This window comes from Streptomyces sp. NPDC005070 (assembly GCF_053600395.1).
Window position 1 is genome coordinate 15,808 of sequence record NZ_JBSFZS010000009.1, and the last position, 21,189, is coordinate 36,996.

Consider the following 21,189-nt stretch of genomic DNA (forward strand, 5'->3'; position numbering starts at 1 on the left):
CCGCCTCGCGCCCGCTGTCACCGGTGACCCGCATCGATCCCCGCCGGACGTCCCAGGCCCGCGCAGCACGCGGCGATGCCCCCGGCGAGTGATCACCGATCCGACGAAGGAGACGGACCGTGCATTTCCACGACGACTCGCTCTTCCCCGAGAACCAGGAAAAACTCGTCATCCAGGCCGCCCCCTACGGGCCCGAATGGCTTCCCGGCGACGCCGACGACCTTCCCCTGACGATGGACGAGCACGTGCAGGCGGCCGTCGACTGCCACAACGCCGGTGCCACCGTTCTCCACATCCACGTCCGCGAGCTCGACGGCAAGGGCTCCAAGCGCCTGTCCATGTTCAACGAGCTGATAGGACGACTGCGCGAGGCCGTGCCGGACATGGTCCTGCAGATCGGCGGGTCGATCTCCTTCGCCCCGGAGGGCGAGGGCTCCGAGGCCAAGTGGCTCGATTTCGACAGCCGTCACATGCTCGCCGACCTGGACCCGAAGCCGGACCAGGTCACTATCGCGATCAACACCAGCCAGATGAACATCGTCGAGATCATGACCGACGACGATCTGGAAGGGACCTCGATCGCCAAGCCCGACTATTACAAGGCCTATCGGGACATGTACCTGGAGGCCGGCCCGGACTTCTACCTTGAGCACCTCAAGCGGCTGGGCGAGAACGGTATCCAGCCGCACTTCCAGCTCGCCACCCTGGCCCAGCTCGAAACCGTGGAGCGACTCGTCCGGTCCGGCGTCCACACCGGCCCGCTGGTCCTCAACTACGTCGCGATCGGCGGCGGTTTCGCCGGCCGTCACCCCGCCGACCTGATCGAGTTCGTCCGTCGCGTCCCCGACGGCGCCGTCCTCACCATCGAGAGCTCCATGCGTGCCGTGGCACCCATGAACGCGATCGGCATCGCGCTCGGCGTGCACGTCCGGGTGGGCAACGAGGACAACCTGTGGCGCCGCAAGGGCGAGCGCATGTCCAGCGTCGAGCAGGTCGAGCAGATGGTGCAGCTCTCCCAGGCGCTCGGCCGCGACATCGCGACCGGCGCCGAGGCCCGGAAGATCTACAAGATCGGCGAGACCTACTCGGGCACCGACGAGACCCTCGCCCGGCTCGGGATGGTGCCGAACCGTCGTCCGGGACAGCGCGGCTTCATGCTGCGCGACGCCTGACCCCACCGCTCCCCACCGCGCCGGGTCCGCGCCGGGTCCGCATGCGCGGACACGGCCCGGCCGCGGAGCCCGCCGGCCCACGGGGACGGACCCAGGGCGCCCGTCCGGCTGCCGGCACCGGCCGGCCCGGCGACCCGCCCTGGGCGGCGATCCGCCGTGGCCGCCGTCGCCGCGCCACGGGGCCGCCGGGGCCAGACCCCCCGGTTCCGGCGGTCCCTTCCTCCTCCTCTCCCCCCGACCACCACCCGACACGAACAACGGAGCGCCCCCGTGGCCCACGCCATTCGATTCAAGGAGACCGGCGGTCCCGAGGTCCTGCGCCGGGAGGAGGTCGTCGTCGGCGACCCCGGCCCCGGCGAGGTCCGGATCCGCCACCACGCCGTCGGACTCAACTTCGCCGACACCTACTTCCGCACCGGGCTCTACCCCGCGCCGCTGCCCGCCGGGCTCGGTGTCGAGGGGGCGGGCGTGGTCGAGGCGGTCGGCGCGGGTGTCACCGGGTTCACGGAGGGCGACCGGGTCACGTACACCGGAAGTCCGCTCGGCGCCTACAGCACCGAACGTGTCATGCCCGTCGGCTCCTTGATCCGGCTGCCGGACGGCATCGGGTTCGAGACCGCCGCGGCGATGACCATGCGCGGTCTGACCTCCGCGTACCTGCTCCGCAGGATCCACCCCCTCGCGACGGGTGACTCGATCCTGCTCACGGCCGCGGCGGGCGGCGTCGGCCTCATCGTCTGCCAGTGGGCCAAGCTGCTCGGGCTGAACGTCATCGGCACCGTGTCCACCGAGGAGAAGGCCGAACTGGCCCGGGCGCACGGCTGCGACCACGTCATCCACCATCAGCGCGAGAACGTGGCCGAGCGGGTGCGCGAACTCACCGACGGCGCCGGGGTCCCGGTGGTCTTCGACAGCGTCGGCAAGACCACGTACGCCTCCTCGCTCGCCTCGCTGCGACGCCGCGGCCTGCTCGTCTGCTTCGGCACCGCCTCCGGACCCGTCCCGCCCATCGACGCCATGCAACTCGCCGTCCAGGGCTCCCTGTTCGTCACCCGGCCCGCCCTGGCCGACTACATCGCCGACCCCGCGGAGCGGGCCGAGCTCGCCGGTGAACTCTTCGAGCACGTCATCTCGGGCCGCATCCGCATCCAGGTCAACCAGCGCTACGCCCTTGAGGACGCCGCCCGGGCGCACCGCGACCTGGAAGCCGGCCGGACCACCGGATCGTCCGTCTTCGTCCTCTGATCCCCTGCGTTCGCCGCAGTCGACACCACTCCCCATCCGCACACTCACCGCAGTCGACTCCACCTCGCTTCGCAGCACTTCCCCTCGGTCAACTCCACTGCCTCCAGGAGGAAGCACCATGGAACACACGCTCGCTCCGCCCGAGGACGCGCCGGTCCGCGCCCACCACCGCGGCTCGATCCGGGTCGAACCGCTGACCTGCTCGATCGGCGCGGAACTGTCCGGTGTGAACCTCGGCGATGCCGCGCGCGACGACGACCTCTTCGCCGAGATCAAGTCCCTGCTGCTCCAGTACAAGGTGCTGTTCCTGCGCGACCAGGACCTCACCCGCGCCGAACACGTCGCGTTCGCCGAGCGGTTCGGCGCGCTGGAGGACCACCCGGTGGCCGGCAGCGACCCCGAACATCCCGGCCTGGTGCGGATCTACAAGGACCTGGACAGTCCTGCCGAGCACTACGAGAACGCCCTGCACACCGACGGCACGTGGCGCGAGAACCCGGCCATGGGCGCCGTACTGAGGTGTATCGAGGGTCCCCCCGTCGGCGGGGACACGATCTGGGTCAACATGGCGGAGGCCTACCGCCGGCTGCCCGAGGACATCCGCACCAAGATCCGTGGACTGCGCGCCCGGCACAGCATCGAGGCGACGTTCGGCGCCGTCATGCCGCAGGAGAAGCGGCAGGCCCTCAAGGCGCGGTTCCCGGACGCGGAGCACCCGGTCGTGCGCGTCCACCCGGAGACCGGCGAGGAGATCCTCTTCGTCAACGCGTTCACCACGCACTTCGTCAACTACCACACGCCCGGGAACGTGCGGTTCGGACAGGACTTCGCGCCCGGCGCGAGCCTCCTGCTCACCTACCTGATCGCCCAGGCCGCGATCCCGGAGTACCAGGTGCGCTGGCGCTGGACCCCGAACAGCTTCGCCATCTGGGACAACCGCTCCACCCAGCACTACGCCGTACAGGACTACTGGCCCGCCGTCCGCCGCATGGAGCGCGCGGGAATCGTCGGCGACAGACCCTTCTGACCCCCGTCTTTTCCAACAGCGCGTGAGGTGATGACAATGGAGTTGCACCCCCCTGCCGAAGCCATCCCCGGGACGGACCCGACCGTCCCGACCGTCTCGTCCGCATCGTCCGTCTCGTCCGGATGGCCCGTGCCCCGACGTTATGCCTGGGTGGTCTTCGCCCTCAGTTTCGGCCTGCTGCTGTCCGACTACATGTCCCGGCAGGTCCTCAACGCCGTCTTCCCGGACCTCAAGAGCGAATGGCTGCTCTCGGACGCCAGGCTCGGCACACTCAGCAGCGTCGTCGCCCTCATGGTCGGCCTGCTCACCTTCCCCATGTCCCTCATCGCCGACCGCTGGGGCCGGGTGAGGAGTCTGCTCCTCGCCGCGGTGATGTGGAGCGTGGCGACCCTCGGCTGCGCGCTCTCCGCGAACTACGACCAGATGTTCGTCGGCCGCCTCTTCGTGGGCGTCGGCGAGGCGGCGTACGGAAGTGTCGGCATCGCCGTCGTCCTGAGCATCTTCCCGATCGGGCTGCGCGCCACCCTCTCCGGTGCCTTCATCGCGGGCGGGGCCTTCGGCTCGGTCCTCGGCGTCTCGATCGGCGGCGCCGTCGCCGAACACCTCGGCTGGCGCTGGGCGTTCGGCGTCATGGGTGTCTTCGGCCTGGCGCTGGCCGCGGTCTACGGTCTCGTCGTCACCGAGAAGAGGCTGAGACCGGAGGCCGGTTCCACCGGGGCCGAGCCCGATCCGGGGCCGCGCGGCCGGCTGCGCCTGCTGCTGCCCCGGCTGTTCTCCTCCGTCTCGGTGATCAGCGCCTACGTGGGCAGCGGTCTCCAACTGTCCATCGCCGCGTCCCTGATGGTCTGGCTGCCCAGCTACTTCAACCGCTACTACGACCTGCCCACGGCGAAGGCGGGCGCGACGGCCGGCGTCTTCATCCTCGTGATCGGTATCGGAATGATCGGCGGCGGCATCGTCTCCGACCGCATCAGCCGTGCGTTCCCCATCCGTAAGTGGGCGGTCGCCATCGGGTGCAGCCTCGGATCGCTCGCCCTGCTCACGACCGCGTTCCGACTGCCGACCGGGCCGCTCCAGCTCATGGTGCTGGCGGCCGGAGCCCTGCTGTCGGCCGGCACGGCCGGTCCCGCGACCGCCATGGTGGCCAACCTGACTCCCGCGGCCATCTCCGCGACGGCGTTCGCCACCCTGACCTTCGCCAACAGCCTGCTCGGACTGGCTCCCGGCCCCGCCGTCACGGGCGCGCTAGCCGACCACGTGGGGCTGCTCGGCGCCCTCCGGATCGTCCCGCTCGGGGCGCTCGCCGCCACCGCCGCGTTCCTGATCGGCCGTCACTTCTACGAGCGTGATCTGCGCCGTCTGACGAGCGGCTCCGCCCTGGAGTCGCAAGCGGAGCCGGAGGACGCGGTGGTGACCGCGTGAGCGCCGGAACCGACCCGGTCACCGGGAGCACGAGTCCGGCGGCCGTGACCACGGACCCTGCGGCCGAGACGACCGATCGTGTGTCCGTGAGACCCGATCCGGTGATCGTGATCGTCCCGGGGCTGCGCGAGCATGTCGCGGACCACTGGCAGACCCTGCTCGCGGACCGGCTGACCGAGGCGGGGCGCACCGTACGCACGGTCCCGCCGCTCACCGAGGACGGTCTGAGCCGCGAGGCCCGTGTCGCGGCGCTCGACAAGGTGATCTCGGAGACCGAGGGCCCCGTCGTGCTCGTCGCGCACAGCGCCGGCGTGATCACCACGGTCCACTGGGCCCAGGGACACCCGGCCCGGGTACGCGGAGCGCTGCTCGCGACACCGCCGGACTTCGACACCCCGCTGCCCGAGGGCTATCCGACCCCGGACGTGCTCCACGAGAACGGCTGGACGCCGGTGCCCCGGACCCCGCTGCCCTTCCCCAGCATCGTCGCGGCCAGCGCGAACGACCCTCTCGGCACGGCCGAGCGGGTCGCCGCTCTGGCCCGCGACTGGGGCGGCGCCCTGGTCGAACTCGGCGAGGTCGGCCATCTCAACCCCGCGTCCGGCCACGGCCCGTGGCCGCGCGCGGAAGAACTGCTCCGCGACGTGGAAACCGGCTGAACGGCCGCGTCCAGCCCGGAAAGGCACCCGATGAACACCGATTCCGACCTGCTGTGGTCCCCCGGTCGCCGCGAGGCGGAGGACTCCGGCGTCGCGCGCTTCATGGCCTGGGTGGGCGAGGTACGGGGGCTCCCCTTCTCCGACTACGCCGAACTGTGGCGGTGGAGCTCCACCGACCTCGCGGGATTCTGGTCGGCGGTGTGGGAGTTCTACGGGCTGGACGCGGTCTCCGACTACGACGAGGTCCTGGCCGACGCGTCGATGCCGGGAGCCGACTGGTTCCCCGGCGCCCGGCTGAACTTCGCCGAACGCTGCCTGGCCCGGGCCACGGACGCCCGCCCTGCGCTCGTGAGCCTGACCGAGGACGGCACACCCGAGGAAACCTCCTGGCACGAACTGCGCCGGCAGGTCGCCGATGTCGCGGCGGCGCTGCGCGGCATGCGCGTCGAGTCCGGCGACTGTGTGGCCGGGTACCTCCCCAACCTCCGCCAGACCGTGGTGGCGCTGCTCGCCACGGCCGCCGTCGGCGCCGTGTGGACGGCCTGCTCCCCGGACTTCGGAACGCCCGCCGTGCTCGCCCGGCTCCGCCAGGCACGGCCGAAGGTCCTGGTCGCGGCCGACGGATACCGCTACGGCGGCAAGACGTACGACAGGCGCCCGCAGGTCGCCGAACTCGTGGACGGGCTGCCCACCGTCCGCCACGTCCTCGCCGTCGACAGCCTGTTCACCGTCCCTGCCGAACCGTGGTGCGGGCGGCCCGGCGTCGAGCAGCACGCCTGGTCGGAGCTGCCGTCGGCGGACGGTGAGCCGGAGTTCGCCGAGGTGCCCTTCGACCACCCGTTGTGGATCCTCTGGTCGTCCGGAACGACCGGGATACCGAAGGGGATCGTCCAGGGGCACGGCGGCATCGTGGTCGAACTGCTCAAGGCACTGGGCCTGGGCATCGACCTGCGCGCCGACGACCGCTATCTCTTCATCACCTCCACGAGCTGGATGGTGTGGAACTTCCTGGTCGGCGGGCTGCTGCACGGCAGCACCGTCATCCTGTACGACGGCAGCCCGACGTATCCCGGCCTCGACGGCGTCTGGGAGATCGCCGAACGGACCGGCGCGACCGTGCTCGGCCTGGGTGCCGCATATCTCACCGCGGCGGAGAAGGCGGACGCCCGTCCCGCGGACACGTTCGGGCTGGGCCGGCTGCGGACCGTCCTGCAGACCGGATCAACCCTGCCGCCCGGCACCTGGCGGTGGGTCCACGACCGGCTGACACCCGGAGTGCGGCTCCAGTCCATCTGCGGCGGTACGGACGTCTGCTCGGTCCTCGCCGGAAGCACCCCGCTGCTGCCCGTCCGTGTCGGCCGCATCCAGGCGCCCGCCCTCGGCGTCGCCCTGGCCTCCTGGGACCCCGAGGGACGCCCGCTGACCGGTGAACAGGGCGAGCTGGTGGTGACCGCGCCGATGCCCTCCATGCCTCTCCGCTTCGTCGGCGACCCGGACGGCGCCCGCTACCGGGCCGGCTACTTCGACACCTACCCCGGCATCTGGCGGCACGGCGACTGGGTCACCATCGACACCGATCTGTCGGTCGTCGTCGCGGGCCGCTCCGACTCCACCCTGAACCGCTCCGGCGTACGTATGGGTTCCGCCGACATCTACGCCGTGGTCGACCAGCTCCCCGAGATTGCCGACAGTCTCGTCATCGGTGTCGAACAACCCGACGGCTCCTACTTCATGCCGCTGTTCGTCGTGCCCGCCGAGGGCACCCCGCTCGACGACGGTCTGCGCCGGCACGTCGCCGCGGCCATCAGGAGCCGACTGTCCCCGCGCCATGTGCCCGACGTGATCGTGCAGGTCCCCGCCGTCCCGCGCACCCTCACCGGCAAGAAGCTCGAAGTCCCGGTCAAACGCGTCCTCCAGGGCGCCCGCCCCGGCGAGGTCAGCAGCGAAGGGTCGATCACCCACCCGGAGATGCTGGCGTGGTTCGCGGAGTTCGCCGTCACCCGGGCACCGGGCGCAGGGCGTCAATCGTGATCAACGACCGTCCAATGACGATCAATTAGCTGTCCCCCGATGCGCCTTTCGACGCTCCTTCCGTCAGTCCCGAAACAACCCGGCTGACCCCGGCGGGCGGTCCGTAGGGTCCGGGTCACCGGCCGGTCGGGAACTCCTCCGTCCGCGCGGTGACCCGAAGGAGACATCGGTATGGCAAATGTGGAGATCTCCCTCAAGGAGACGATGACGTCGATCGAGGGCGCGCTGGGCGTCGCCCTCGTCGACTACACGAGCGGCATGGCGCTGGGCACACTGGGGGGCGGCAAGGACCTCGACCTGAACGTCGCCGCGGCCGGCAACACCGACGTGGTCCGGGCCAAGGTACGCACGATGGAGCATCTCGGGCTCAAGAGCAAGATCGAGGACGTACTCATCACGCTCGAGAACCAGTACCACGTGATCCGGCCCCTCACGGGCCGCAACGGCAACGGACTGTTCCTGTACCTCGTGCTCAACAAGGGGACGTCCAACCTGGCCATGGCCCGCCACCAGCTCGCACGCATCGAAGCCGAACTAGAGGTGTAGACAGCCACGTTCTCCGCGCCTTCGCATGCCCACGACTTGAAGACTTCTTCATTTAGGTACATCCAGATGGAGTCAATCTCGTGGGTGTGCGGAGGTGGAGCCGCCAGGATCGGTCCTTCGGGCACCGTTCGCGGCGCGCGCGGACAGCCACCGCACCAGCCGGAGAAACAGCCCGTCCCAGGCGGCAGGGAGCGAACGATTTTGAACAGGCAGGTTCCCCTCTACCAGGCCAAGGCCGAGTTCTTCCGCATGCTCGGACACCCTGTGCGCATCCGCGTCCTGGAGCTGCTGCAGAGCGGCCCCGTCTCGGTGCGCGACCTGCTCAGCGAGATCGAGGTCGAACCGTCCAACCTCTCGCAGCAACTGGCCGTACTGCGCCGCTCGGGCATCGTCGTGTCCATCCGCGAGGGTTCGACCGTCAGTTACGCGCTCGCGGGCGGCGATGTCGCCGAACTGCTGCGCGCCGCCCGCCGCATCCTCACCGAACTGCTGGCCGGGCAGACCGAGTTGCTGGCCGAGCTCCGCCAGGCCGACGTCGAGACGGGTCTGCCGCCCGGTCCCCGCGAACCGGACCTCGTCGTCACCCGTTCCGCGCGGCCCTCACCCGCGGGCCGCGGACACTGACGCACCCGCACCCCGGCTGACGCCCCGACGCACCCCGACGCGCCCGGAACCGCCACGGGGCGGGTCCTCAGACCCAGCCCCGGCGCGCGGCGTGGCCGAGCGCGAGGGCGGGAGGCGCCCTCACGAAGACGGCGACCGCGCCCTCGGCCGTCTGCGGGGTGCCTGCCCCGAGGAAGCCGTCGGGAGGGCATTGTCAGTGGTGGCAGGCAGGATGGCGGGTATGACAACACCTGTTGCAGTGATCGTGGATGCCGTCGCCTACGCGCAGGCGGTCGAGGACGCGCTGAAGGCGTCGGCCGCCTACTACGAGGGCGGCACGTCCATGCTCGACGACGACGCGTACGACCGGCTGGTGCGCGGCATCGCCGCGTGGGAGGCCGCCCATCCCGAGCAGGTGCTGCCCGACTCGCCGACCGGGAAGGTCGCGGGCGGCGCCGTCGAGGGGGACGTCCCGCACACGGTGCCGATGCTGAGCCTGGACAACGTCTTCTCCTCCGAGGAGTTCATCGCCTGGACGGCGTCGCTGGCCCGGCGGACCGGTCACGAGGTGGAGCGGTACAGCATCGAGCCGAAGCTCGACGGCTTGGCCATCGCGGCGCGGTATCAGGAGGGCCGCCTCACCCGCCTCATCACCCGCGGGGACGGCACCGCCGGTGAGGACGTGTCGCACGCGATCGGGACGATCGAGGGCCTGCCCGGCGAGCTCGCCGAGCCGCTCACCCTGGAGGCGCGCGGCGAAGTCCTCATGACGACCGCACAGTTCGAGCACGCCAACGAGGTACGCACGGCGCACGGCGGGCAGCCGTTCGCGAACCCGCGCAACGCCGCGGCCGGCACGCTGCGCGCCAAGGACCGCGCCTACACCGTTCCGATGACCTTCTTCGGCTACGGCCTGCTGCCGGTGCCCGGCACCGAGGCCGCCACGGCCGCCCGGCTCGACGAGCTCGCGCACAGCGAGCTCATGGCCCGGGCGGCAGAGCTGGGCGTGAACACCACCGTGAGCACGGCCGTCCCCGGCATCACCGCCGCGACCGCCGAGCAGGTCCTGGCGCGCGTCCAGGAGATCGGGGCACTGCGCGCCGAGCTGCCGTTCGGGATCGACGGGATCGTCGTCAAGGCCGATCTGGCCGCCGACCAGCGGGCCGCCGGGTCCGGTACACGGGCACCGCGCTGGGCGATCGCGTACAAGCTCCCGGCCGTCGAGAAGATCACCCGGCTGCTGGCGGTCGAGTGGAACGTGGGCCGCACCGGCATCGTCGCGCCGCGTGCGGTGCTGGAGCCGGTCGAGATCGACGGCTCGACCATCACGTACGCCACCCTGCACAACCCGGCGGACATCACGCGTCGCGATCTGCGGCTGGGCGACCATGTGATGGTCCACCGCGCCGGGGACGTCATCCCCCGCGTCGAGGCTCCCGTCGCCCATCTGCGCACCGGCGAGGAACAGCCCATCCTCTTCCCCGAGACGTGCCCGAACTGCGGGTCCGCCATCGACACCAGCGAGCAGCGGTGGCGCTGCGAGCAGGGCCGCAACTGCCATCTGGTCGCCGCGCTCTCGTACGCGGCGGGCCGCGACCAGCTCGACATCGAGGGTCTCGGTCACACGCGGGTCGTCCAGCTCGTCGAGAGCGGTCTGGTCGCCGATCTCGCCGGTCTGTTCGACCTGACCCGCGAGCAGCTCCTCGGCCTGGACCGGATGGGGGAGACCAGCACCGACAACCTCCTCGCGGCGATCGAGACGGCCAAGGGCAGACCGCTGTCCCGGGTGCTGTGCGCGCTCGGTGTCCGCGGCACCGGCCGTTCCATGTCCCGGCGCATCGCCCGGTATTTCGCGACCATGGAGCACATACGCGCGGCGGACGCGGAAGCGATGCAGCGGGTGGAGGGCATCGGCACGGAGAAGGCCCCCTCGATCGTCGCGGAGCTGGCCGAACTGGCCCCGCTGATCGACAAGCTCGCCGCCGCCGGGGTCAACATGACCGAGCCCGGCGCCACCCCGCCCGCCGCGCCCGGCGAGGACGGCCCGGACGCGGAGGAGGCCGAGACGGCCGGCGGGCCGCTGGCCGGGATGACGGTGGTGGTCACCGGTGCGATGACCGGGGCCCTGGAGCAGCTCAGCCGCAACCAGATGAACGAGCTCATCGAGCGCGCCGGCGGCCGTTCCTCCTCCAGCGTGTCGAAGAAGACGACCCTGGTCGTCGCCGGCGAGGGTGCCGGATCCAAGCGCGCCAAGGCCGAGAGCCTCGGGGTCAGGCTCGCGGCGCCGGAGGAGTTCGCCGAGCTCGTCGCCGACTACCTCGCCTGATCGCTCCGCGCGCGCGGTACGCCGACCCGCCGGGCCAGCACCTGGCCCGGCCGGCTCCCGGACAGGAATCGCTCGGTGGGGGTGAATCCCTGGCGCTCGTAGAACGCGACCAGTTCGCCCCCGCCGCCCGCCCAGCAGTCGACCCGCAGCAGCTCGACGCCGGACCGCCGTGTCTCCTCGGCGGCGTGGGCGAGGAGCGCGGCCCCGATGCCGCTGCCGGCGTGCCGTCGGTCGGACACCAGCAGCCGGACGTACCGCTCGGGTTCCCCGGCGGGCTCGATCGGCATCCGCGGGCTGGGCCCGGTGTCGAGGACCATGGCGCCGACGGGTGTTCCGTCGGCTTCGGCGACGAAGGGCGCGTTCTCGGTCATGTACCGCAGGACGCGCTCCGTCCCGCCCGCTGTCGCCGAGTACGGGGTCGTGCCCCACTGCTCGGTGTTGCCCCGGGCGTTCATCCAGACCACCGCTCCGTCGAGCATGTCCAGAACGACCTGCGCGTCGGCCGGGCCGCCGGGCCTGATCCGTATCGCCGGTGAGAGCTCCCGCTCGGTCTCGATCATGACCGAAAGCCTAGGGCGTGTCCGCGACGTCTCACCGGCCCGGGCCGCGCCCGGCACGCCTCAGGCACACGAAGCGGCCCGGCCGCGCCTGCCGCGCCCTAGGCACATGACGGGCACAGCCCCCGGTACGTGACCTCGACGGCGGCCACGGTGAAACCGAAGCGTTCCGTCGCGGGAAGGTCGGCCAGCGGGTTGCCGGTGGGATGGACGTCACGGACGGTGCCGCAGGCGGAACACACCAGATGCTGGTGCGGGCGGTGCGCGTTGGGGTCGTAGCGCTTGGCGCGGCCGTCGGTGGTGACCTCGATCACCTCGCCGAGCGAGACCAGCTCCCCCAGGGCGTTGTAGACGGTCGCCCGGGAGATCTCGGGCAGCCGTTCGGCCGCGCGGGCATGCACCTCGTCGGCCGTGAGATGCACATGATCGCCGTCGAGGACCTCCGCAACGACGCGTCGCTGGGAAGTCATCCGCCAGCCACGCCCTCGCAGTCGCTCCAGCAGGTCACTCATATCGGTTCACCTTTTCAGGATCGGTGGGAACCCGCAGTTTATCGGTGTGCATCCTGGGTCCGATCGAATATGGGTCTGGTGTCCTTCTTGACTTGGACTCTGTCCATCGTAGGATCGGTTTTGGCACTGGCCAAGGGACAAGAACACTTCGGCACGAGCAGGAGAGACACAGATGTCGGGACCACCGCCGTGGAACCACGCGGCGCCGGCCTGCGCGTGACGGCCGCCGTGACACGCAGCCCGGGAAGCTCCCGGAGCCCGGGACCGCCCCGGCGACGACGTGATCGCCGCCACGGCGGGCGACCCTGCGCCGCACCTCCCCGCACGTGGCACACAGCCCTCCGTCCGCTCACCGTGGCGGGATGCGTACCCCGTATCGGACCGGTCCAGCCGGTCCGCCGCGAGCCGCGTACGGCACCCCCGCCTCCGGCCGCGCGACAGATCGCCCCCTTTGCGCGTTATCGTCCGAAAACAACGGCCTCTCCGTCGGCTCTGCCGAAGGTTCCGGGGCCGACCGCCGGGGCCCCGCCCCGGCAGTTCCCCCCACCCGTAGTCGCTGAGCACCGAGATCGGCCCATCCGGAAGGATTCCCATGTCTGAGAACCACGACGCGATCGTCACCGACGCGAAAACGGAGGGGGCGGGCGGCTGCCCGGTCGCACACGGCCGCGCTCCGCACCCGACCCAGGGCGGTGGAAACCGCCAGTGGTGGCCGGAACGTCTCAACCTGAAGATCCTTGCCAAGAACCCCGCCGTGGCCAACCCGCTCGGCGAGGACTTCGACTACGCCACGGCCTTCGAGTCCCTCGACCTCGCCGCGGTGAAGCACGACATCGCCGAGGTGCTCACGACCTCGCAGGACTGGTGGCCCGCCGACTTCGGCAACTACGGCCCCTTCATGATCCGTATGGCCTGGCACAGCGCGGGCACCTACCGCATCAGCGACGGCCGCGGCGGCGCCGGTGCCGGTCAGCAGCGCTTCGCCCCCCTCAACAGCTGGCCGGACAATGTCAACCTGGACAAGGCCCGCCGGCTGCTGTGGCCCGTCAAGAAGAAGTACGGCCAGAGCCTCTCCTGGGCCGACCTCATGATCCTCACCGGTAACGTCGCCCTGGAGCAGATGGGCTTCGACACCTTCGGCTTCGCCGGCGGCCGCGTGGACGTGTGGGAGTCCGAGGAGGACGTGTACTGGGGCCCGGAGACCACCTGGCTCGACGACGAGCGCTACACGGGCGACCGTGACCTGGAGAACCCGCTCGGCGCCGTCCAGATGGGTCTCATCTACGTCAACCCCGAGGGCCCGAACGGCAACCCGGACCCGATCGCGGCGGCCCGCGACATCCGTGAGACGTTCCGCCGGATGGCGATGAACGACGAGGAGACGGTCGCCCTGATCGCGGGCGGTCACACCTTCGGCAAGACCCACGGCGCCGGTCCGTCGGAGAGCGTCGGCGACGACCCCGAGGCCGCCCCGCTCGAGGCGCAGGGCCTGGGCTGGAAGAGCACGTACGGCAGCGGCAAGGGCGGCGACGCCATCACCTCCGGTCTGGAGGTCACCTGGACCACCGCACCCACCCAGTGGGACAACGGCTTCTTCGACATCCTCTTCGGCTACGAGTGGGAGCTGACCCAGAGCCCCGCGGGCGCCAACCAGTGGAAGCCGAAGGACGGCGCGGGCGAGGGCACCGTCCCGGCCGCCCACGACCCGGCGAAGAAGATCGCTCCCTCGATGCTCACGACCGACCTGTCGCTGCGCTTCGACCCTGTCTACGAGCCGATCTCCCGCCGCTTCCACGAGAACCCCGCCGAGTTCGCGGACGCCTTCGCGCGGGCCTGGTACAAGCTGACCCACCGTGACATGGGCCCGAAGTCCCTCTACCTCGGCCCGGAGGTCCCCGAGGAGACCCTGCTGTGGCAGGACCCGCTGCCGGAGGCGGAGGGCGAGGTCATCGGCGCCGAGGACATCAGCGCCCTCAAGGCGAAGATCCTCGGCTCGGACCTGACGGTCGCGCAGCTCGTCTTCACCGCGTGGGCGTCGGCCTCGACGTTCCGCGGCAGCGACAAGCGCGGCGGCGCCAACGGCGGCCGCATCCGTCTGGAGCCGCAGCGCGGCTGGGAGGCCAACGACCCCGACACGCTGGCCACGGTGCTGCGCACGCTGGAGGGCGTCCAGCGGGACTTCAACTCCGGTGCCCGGCACGTCTCGCTGGCCGACCTGATCGTCCTCGGTGGCGTCGCCGCGGTCGAGAAGGCCGCCCAGGACGCCGGTCACGACATCCAGGTGCCCTTCACCCCCGGCCGCGTCGACGCGACGGACGAGCACACCGACGCGGAGTCCTTCGCCGCGCTGGAGCCCACCTCGGACGGTTTCCGCAACTACCTCGGCAAGGGCAACCGGCTTCCGGCCGAGTACCTGCTGCTCGACCGCGCCAACCTGCTGACCCTGAGCGCGCCGGAGCTCACCGTCCTCGTCGGCGGTCTGCGTGCCCTGGGCGCCACCCACGGCCAGTCCTCGCACGGTGTCCTCACCGCGACCCCCGGACAGCTCACCAACGACTTCTTCGTCAACCTGCTCGACCTGGGCACGACGTGGAAGGCGACCTCCGAGGACGCGACCACCTTCGAGGGCCGCGACGACGCCACCGGCGAGGTCAAGTGGACCGGCACGCGTGCCGACCTCGTCTTCGGCTCGAACTCCGAGCTGCGCGCGCTCGCCGAGGTCTACGCGAGCGACGACGCCCGGGCGAAGTTCGTGAAGGACTTCGTCGCCGCCTGGGACAAGGTCATGAACCTGGACCGGTTCGACCTCGTCTGAGGTCGGGCGGCGCCTGACGCCGCCTGACACGGCCTGACGTACGGGCCGGCCCCCGCCGGGGGCCGGCCCGTACGCGTTCCCCGGCCCGCGTCCACCGCGGCTTCCACGGCCGCGCGCCCGTCACGTCGCCGCGGGTGGTGGCGTTCTAGGCTGAACGCCATGAGCGCACACTTTGACGTGGTGGTCCTGGGCGCCGGCCCGGGAGGATATGTCGCGGCGATCCGGGCCGCCCAGCTCGGACTCAGCACGGCGATCATCGAGGAGAAGTACTGGGGCGGTGTGTGCCTCAACGTGGGGTGCATCCCGTCGAAGGCGCTGCTGCGCAACGCGGAGCTCGCCCACATCTTCAACCAGGAGGCCAAGACCTTCGGTATCCAGGTGAACGGCGAGGTGAGCTTCGACTACGGCGCCGCCTTCACCCGCAGTCGCAAGGTGGCGGACGGACGGGTCAAGGGCGTCCACTACCTGATGAAGAAGAACAAGATCACCCAGTACACCGGCCGCGGTACCTTCCGCGACGACCACACGCTCGACGTCGCCCTGACCGACGGCGGCTCGGAGACCGTCACCTTCGGCAACTGCGTCATCGCCGCGGGCGCCACCACCAAGCTGCTCCCCGGAACCTCGCTGAGCGAGCGTGTGGTGACGTACGAGGAGCAGATCCTCTCGGACACCCTCCCCGACAGCATCGTCATCGCGGGCGCCGGCGCCATCGGCGTGGAGTTCGCCTACGTGCTCCACAACTACGGCGTCCAGGTCACCCTCGTCGAATTCCTCGACCGGATCGTCCCGTTGGAGGACGAGGAGGTCTCCGCCGAACTGGCCCGCCGCTACAAGCGGCTCGGCATCAACGTGCTGACCTCCACCCGCGTCGAGGCGATCGACGACTCGGGGGGCTCGGTCAGGGTCATGGTGACCACGGGCGGGCAGCGGCAGACGCTCGAGGCCGGCAAGGTGCTCCAGGCGATCGGGTTCCAGCCGCGCGTACAGGGCTACGGCCTGGAGAACACCGGTGTGAAGCTCACCGACCGCGGTGCGATCGACATCGACGGCCGCTGCCGTACGAGCGTGCCGCACATCTACGCCATCGGGGACGTGACGGCGAAGCTCATGCTCGCCCACGCGGCGGAGTCGATGGGCATCGTGGCGGCCGAGACGATCGGCGACGCGGAGACGATGGAGCTCGACTACGTCATGATCCCGCGGGCGACCTACTGTCAGCCCCAGATCGCCAGTTTCGGCTGGACCGAGGCGCAGGCGCGCGAGCGGGGCTTCGACGTGAAGGTGGCGAAGTTCCCGTTCACGGCGAACGCGAAGGCCCACGGCCTCGGCGACCCTGCCGGATTCGTCAAGATCCTCAGCGACGCGCGCTACGGCGAACTCCTCGGCGCCCACCTGATCGGCCCCGAAGTCACTGAACTGCTACCGGAGTTGACGCTCGCCCAACAGTGGGACCTGACGGTCCACGAGGTCGCCCGCAACGTACACGGCCACCCGACACTCGGAGAGGCGGTCAAGGAGGCCGTTCACGGGCTGGCCGGCCACATGATCAACATGTGACGCGCGACAATCACCCGCATGAACGACGGATCGAACGACACCGAGAGCCGGCTGATCGGGATCGAGCGGCTCCTGGAGTCCGGCGAGCGTGAAGTGGCCCCCGCCTGGCGGAGGGTGACGCACGGCGAGCCACGCTGGGCGGTGACCGCCGCGATCCTGGCGGCGGTCACCCTCCAGCTCAAACTGCCGGAGCGGCTGACCCTCCTGCCCTTCGGCGTGCTGCCGGCCCTTGAAGTGGTCCTGCTGATGGGCCTCGTCGCCGCCAACCCCCGCCGGGTGGAGCCCCGGAACAAGCGGCTGCGGTCGCTCGGCCTCGCCCTCATCGGACTGATCAGCCTGGCCAACGGCTGGGCGGCGGCCGCGCTGGTTCGGGGCCTCGCGCACGGCGCCGAGGGGTCGAACGCCGCGAAGCTGCTGCTGACCGGCGGCAACATATGGCTCACCAACGTCATCGTGTTCGCCCTGTGGTACTGGGAGTTGGACCGCGGCGGACCGGCGAACCGGATGATGGGCCGTCGCCAGTACGCGGACTTCCTCTTCGTCCAGATGCAGAGCCCCGAATCCGCGCCGCCGGACTGGGAGCCGGCGTTCCTGGACTACCTGTACCTCTCCTTCACCAACTCCGCCGCCTTCAGCCCGACCGACGTGATGCCGCTGTCCCGCTGGGCCAAGATGCTGATGATGCTCCAGTCCACCGTCTCCCTGATGACCGTGGTGCTGGTGGTGGCCCGCGCCGTCAACATCCTGAAGTGATCGTGCCCCGCTCCCGCCGGAGGGCCTCCGCTCGACCCACCGCCGACGCGGTCCACGCGGTTCACCGCCGTCCACCCAGCGGACACACGGACAACAAGATGCGCACTGCATCTACTGTGCGGAACGCGACGACCGATCGAAGGGAGACCGGACATGGCCGAGGTACGGACCGAGTCGGACGCGGGCGGCCCGGGGACGGTGGTCGCCCTCCGCGACGTGAGCGTCCACCGTCACACGAACCGCCAGGTGATCCTCTCGGAGGTCGACTGGACGGTACGGGCCGGTGAGCACTGGGCCCTGCTCGGTGCCAACGGCGCGGGCAAGACGACCCTGCTGCGCCTCCTCGGCGCGCTGATGCATCCGACGACCGGGAGCGTCGAGGTGCTCGGCTGCCGGCTCGGCCGGGTCGACATGCGCGAACTGCGGGCCCGCATCGGCCATGTGAGCACGGCCCAGCGCGTACCGCAGGACCTCGACGCCCACGGCGTCGTCCTGACGGGCCACACCGGGACCGTACAGCCGCTGTGGCGGAAGTACGACGCAGAGGTACGCCGGCGTGGTCACGAACTGCTCGCCGAACTGGACATCAAGGAGCTGGCCGACCGGCCGTACGGGGTCTGCTCGGGCGGGCAGCGGGCCCGCGTCCTGATCGCCAGGGCGCTGATGGCCGAGCCGGCCCTGCTGCTGCTCGACGAGCCGTTCAACGCCCTGGACCTGCCGTCCCGCGAGGACCTTGTCGAGGCCATGCAGCGGCTGGCCGAGAGCCGTCCGGAACTGGCCACCGTGACGGTCACCCACCACCTGGAGGAGCTGGCCCCGGCCGTCGGTCACACGCTGCTCCTGCGCGAGGGGCGCGTCCTGGCGCAGGGGCCCGTCGAGGACACCCTGACCGATTCCCGGATGACCGACTGCTTCGGCCGGCAGATCACCGTGGTCCGGCACGGCGGGCGATGGGCGGCCTATTCCGGCTCTCACCAGGGTAGTTGACAGCGGTACGAAGCAACTCGCGGCGCGGGAAAGGAAAGTGACGGGCGCCATGGCCGCCCAGTGAGTACGGACAGCGCGTGCGGGCCGCCCCCGGTGAAGTCCCCCGATGCGGGCCCAACCGCACGGCGGGGCGCACCAGTTGATGGAGTGTGCCCTGTACGCGCCCCCGTCCGTACGGCGAAAATGCGCCTGTCGACGGTCTTTTTCGCCAAGACACCGAGTACCCCGCCGCCAAGTCACCAGGAAAGCAGGTCGGCTGTCGTGCTGTTGCGTCTGCCCACGTCCGTGTCCGAAGCACAGGAGTACCTGACCCAAGGGGCGGTGCCCATCGGCGGCGCCACACTGGTGTGGGCCACCTGGCAACGGGACGGGTTCCCCGACCACGCCATGTCGCTGCGCGACCTCCCCGAGGCCAACACCATCGAGCCCGAGGCCCTGGGTGCGGCCGTGGTGCTGAATCGCATCGACGACCGCGTACCGGAGGTGCTGCGCCGGGCGGCCTCCACCGTGGGGACCGGCGCGGTACGCCGGACGGCCACGGTGGGCGGCAACATCGTGGGCAGCACGCTGCGTTGTCTGCTGCCAGCGGCCCTCGTCCTGGACGCCCGGGCGATGATCCTGGAGCCGGAGGGTGTCACCGAGACCGATCTGGCCGAGGTGCTCGCCAAGCGTCATCTGCTCCTGAGCCTGCGCTGGCGCACACCGGTCGCCAGCAACTACGTCAAGGCCGCGGCCGAGCCGGGCGGACCGTCGCCGCTCGTCGTCGCCGCCGCCCTGCACGCGGGCGACAACGACAGCGACAGCGACGGGACTCTCCTTCGCGTCGCGGTCCGCTCCGAGGACGAGGTGTTCAGCGAGAACGCCGTGTGGCGGGGCGACAGTGACGCGACGCTGCGCGCGCTGCGGGACGGCTCGCTCGGCCGGCTCCCGGCCCCGGCATGGGAACTTGTCGGCCGTCAGGTGACCGGCCTGCTGGCACGCCCCGCCGACCAGTAGGGCCGTCTGACGATTCCCGCCTGCCGGGCGGCGCCACACACTCCGTAGGACCTGCTTCCCGGGCCCGGGCACTGGGCGACCGGGAATTCAACAGGCGGCGAGGGGTGGCACGGATCCGGGGACGTGGGTGTCGCCGCGCTCGTCCCCGGCGGTCCGCCGTCCCGGTCCCCCCGGCCCGCTGACCGGTGTCTCCGCCCGACCCGGCTCAGGGGGCCGCGTACGGACGCGGCCCCCGGGCACCGGCCACCGGGGGAACCCCTAATTCATCAACGTGGAAATCGCAGGGCCGACTCCCGACTCTGGGTCCAGGCACCGGGAACCTCCCGGACCGCTCGGACGAAGGACGGAGCCCATGCCCTCCACCCGCACCCCTGCCGCCGGTCCAGCACCGGCCGTACGACACAACCTGGTTCTGGTGGTCACCTGTGTCGCCCTCGGCACGGTGGTCGCCGCCATGGCATCGCTCAATGTGGCGCTTCCCGATCTCGCCCGTGAGACCCATGCCACGCAGACGCAGTTGTCCTGGATCATCGACGCCTACAGCCTGGTCTTCGCGTCGCTGCTGCTGCCTGCCGGCGCCCTGGGCGACCGTTTCGGCCGCAGGCGGGCCCTGATCGCGGGGCTGACGATCTTCGGCGCCGGGTCCGCCGCCGCCGCGCTGACGACCGAGCCGTCGGCACTCATCGCGCTGCGGGGCGTCCTCGGCGTCGGTGCGGCGCTGGTCATGCCGGCCACGCTGTCGACCATCACCACCACGTTCCCGCGCGCCCAGCGGGCACGGGCGGTGAGCGTCTGGGCGGCGGTCGCCGGAGCCAGCGCGCTGGTGGGACTGTTCGCCTCCGGGGCCCTGCTGGAGGGCTGGTCGTGGCGCTCGGTGTTCCTGCTGAACGTCACTCTGGCCCTGGTGGCCCTGGTCGGAACGCTGCTGTTCGTGCCCGAGTCCGCGGAGGCGAAGCAGCCCAGGCTCGACGTCGGGGGCGCCCTGCTGGCCGTGGCCGGTCTGGTGGCGCTCGTCTACTCGGTCATCGAGGCGCCGACCCGAGGGTGGGCCGACCCGGTCACGCTCGCCGGGATCGGGCTGGGTCTGGCCGTGCTGGCCGGGTTCGTCCGCTTCGAGCTGCGCCGCGAGAACCCGCTGCTCGACCCCCGGCTGTTCCGCAACCGCCACTTCGCCGCGGGCTCGCTGTCGATCATGCTTCAGTTCTTCGTGTTCTTCGGCTTCATCTTCGTGATGATGCAGTACCTGCAACTGGTCCGCGGCGACAGCGCCTTGATGGCCGCGACCGCCATGCTGCCGATGGCCGTGACCATGGTTCCGGTCTCCCGCGCCGCCCCGGTGCTGGTCGGCCGGTTCGGTTTCCGGGGACCCTGGGTCGCCGGTCTCGTCGGTGTCGCGGCGGGCATGGGGATCCTCTCCCTCCTCGACGCGTCGAGCCCGTACTGGCTGATCGCCGCGGGGCTCGTGCCGCTGGGCGCGGGGATGGGTCTGGCCATGACACCGGCCACGACCTCCATCACGGACGCCCTGCCTCGCTCGCTGCAGAACGTCGGTTCGGCCATGAACGACCTGGCGCGGGAGCTCGGCGGTGCCCTGGGGATCGCCGTCCTCGGCAGCCTGCTCAGCGCCGCCTACCGCGACCACCTGAGCCTGCCCGGTCTGCCGCAGCAGGTGGCGGACGCGGCCCGTTCCTCGCTGGCCGCGGCCCACGCCATCGGCGGCCCGGTCTCCGGCCGGGCGACGACCGCCTTCGTCGACGGCATGCACCTGGCACTGCTCGGTGCCTCGGCGGCCGCCGTCCTGGCCGCCGTCGCCGTCGCGGCCCTGCTGCGGTCCGCCCCGCGGCCGGAGGCGTCCGCCGAGGCCCACGAGGTCCCGGACACTCCCGGCGCACAGGAGCAGCCCTCGTACCTCTGAGCTGCCCCGCCGTACCGAAGCTCGCTGCCCCGCCGTACCGAAGACCGGTGCCCCGCCCCGTGC

At 71.0% G+C, this 21,189-nt stretch carries 17 protein-coding genes; 15 read left to right on the forward strand and 2 right to left on the reverse strand.

Going from position 1 to position 21,189, the window contains the following annotated elements:
• The first annotated feature begins 119 nt into the window (after positions 1–119).
• The 9 genes from ACWEBX_RS05200 (at position 120) to ligA (ending at position 11,031) form a co-directional block, all read left to right on the forward strand.
• Positions 120–1,172 carry a 3-keto-5-aminohexanoate cleavage protein gene (locus tag ACWEBX_RS05200; protein ID WP_451883548.1) on the forward strand — a complete coding sequence of 351 codons (1,053 nt, stop codon included), beginning with the start codon at positions 120–122 and terminating at the stop codon, positions 1,170–1,172.
• Positions 1,173–1,442: 270 nt separating this feature from the next.
• Entirely contained in the window at positions 1,443–2,417 is a 975-nt protein-coding gene (locus ACWEBX_RS05205) for a quinone oxidoreductase family protein (RefSeq protein WP_451883549.1), read from the forward strand.
• Between the two features lie 118 nt (positions 2,418–2,535).
• On the forward strand, positions 2,536–3,444 hold the full coding sequence (locus ACWEBX_RS05210; RefSeq protein WP_451883550.1) for a TauD/TfdA dioxygenase family protein: 909 nt from the start codon (positions 2,536–2,538) through the stop codon (positions 3,442–3,444).
• Positions 3,445–3,573: 129 nt separating this feature from the next.
• Positions 3,574–4,866: an MFS transporter gene (locus ACWEBX_RS05215; RefSeq protein ID WP_451883551.1), complete on the forward strand. Its 1,293-nt coding sequence runs from the start codon at positions 3,574–3,576 to the stop codon at positions 4,864–4,866.
• 86 nt (positions 4,867–4,952) lie between these two features.
• Complete coding sequence (locus tag ACWEBX_RS05220) at positions 4,953–5,525, forward strand: RBBP9/YdeN family alpha/beta hydrolase (protein ID WP_451883552.1); 573 nt, start codon at positions 4,953–4,955, stop codon at positions 5,523–5,525.
• Positions 5,526–5,555: 30 nt separating this feature from the next.
• The gene (locus tag ACWEBX_RS05225) at positions 5,556–7,556 is read left to right on the forward strand and encodes an acetoacetate--CoA ligase (RefSeq protein ID WP_451883553.1); all 2,001 of its coding nucleotides are present in this window, start codon (positions 5,556–5,558) and stop codon (positions 7,554–7,556) included.
• A gap of 171 nt (positions 7,557–7,727) precedes the next feature.
• Positions 7,728–8,102 (forward strand): hypothetical protein, encoded by a 375-nt coding sequence (locus ACWEBX_RS05230; RefSeq protein ID WP_355775584.1) that lies wholly within the window; start codon positions 7,728–7,730, stop codon positions 8,100–8,102.
• 249 nt (positions 8,103–8,351) lie between these two features.
• A complete protein-coding gene (locus tag ACWEBX_RS05235; protein WP_451883614.1) occupies positions 8,352–8,726 on the forward strand; it encodes an ArsR/SmtB family transcription factor in 375 nt (124 codons plus the stop codon).
• Positions 8,727–8,937: 211 nt separating this feature from the next.
• The gene (ligA, locus tag ACWEBX_RS05240) at positions 8,938–11,031 is read left to right on the forward strand and encodes an NAD-dependent DNA ligase LigA (RefSeq protein ID WP_451883554.1); all 2,094 of its coding nucleotides are present in this window, start codon (positions 8,938–8,940) and stop codon (positions 11,029–11,031) included.
• On the opposite strand, the gene ACWEBX_RS05245 is transcribed toward ligA, so the two are convergent.
• Entirely contained in the window at positions 11,019–11,591 is a 573-nt protein-coding gene (locus ACWEBX_RS05245) for a GNAT family N-acetyltransferase (RefSeq protein WP_451883555.1), read from the reverse strand. The genes ligA and ACWEBX_RS05245 overlap by 13 nt on opposite strands.
• Positions 11,592–11,689: 98 nt before the next feature.
• Positions 11,690–12,100, reverse strand: coding sequence for a Fur family transcriptional regulator (locus tag ACWEBX_RS05250; protein WP_355767177.1), 411 nt, complete (start codon positions 12,098–12,100; stop codon positions 11,690–11,692).
• Between the two features lie 592 nt (positions 12,101–12,692).
• Between ACWEBX_RS05250 and katG the strand changes: the two genes are divergently transcribed.
• The 6 genes from katG (at position 12,693) to ACWEBX_RS05280 (ending at position 21,126) form a co-directional block, all read left to right on the forward strand.
• Positions 12,693–14,915, forward strand: coding sequence for a catalase/peroxidase HPI (gene katG / locus ACWEBX_RS05255; protein ID WP_451883556.1), 2,223 nt, complete (start codon positions 12,693–12,695; stop codon positions 14,913–14,915).
• Positions 14,916–15,074: 159 nt separating this feature from the next.
• Positions 15,075–16,475: a dihydrolipoyl dehydrogenase gene (gene lpdA / locus ACWEBX_RS05260; RefSeq protein ID WP_451883557.1), complete on the forward strand. Its 1,401-nt coding sequence runs from the start codon at positions 15,075–15,077 to the stop codon at positions 16,473–16,475.
• A gap of 18 nt (positions 16,476–16,493) precedes the next feature.
• Complete coding sequence (locus tag ACWEBX_RS05265) at positions 16,494–17,228, forward strand: hypothetical protein (protein ID WP_451883558.1); 735 nt, start codon at positions 16,494–16,496, stop codon at positions 17,226–17,228.
• A 153-nt stretch (positions 17,229–17,381) separates the two neighbouring features.
• A complete protein-coding gene (locus ACWEBX_RS05270) occupies positions 17,382–18,215 on the forward strand; it encodes an ABC transporter ATP-binding protein (RefSeq protein WP_451883559.1) in 834 nt (277 codons plus the stop codon).
• Positions 18,216–18,476: 261 nt separating this feature from the next.
• On the forward strand, positions 18,477–19,211 hold the full coding sequence (locus ACWEBX_RS05275) for an FAD binding domain-containing protein (RefSeq protein ID WP_451883560.1): 735 nt from the start codon (positions 18,477–18,479) through the stop codon (positions 19,209–19,211).
• A 352-nt stretch (positions 19,212–19,563) separates the two neighbouring features.
• Positions 19,564–21,126, forward strand: coding sequence for an MFS transporter (locus ACWEBX_RS05280; RefSeq protein ID WP_451883561.1), 1,563 nt, complete (start codon positions 19,564–19,566; stop codon positions 21,124–21,126).
• Positions 21,127–21,189: the final 63 nt, after the last annotated feature.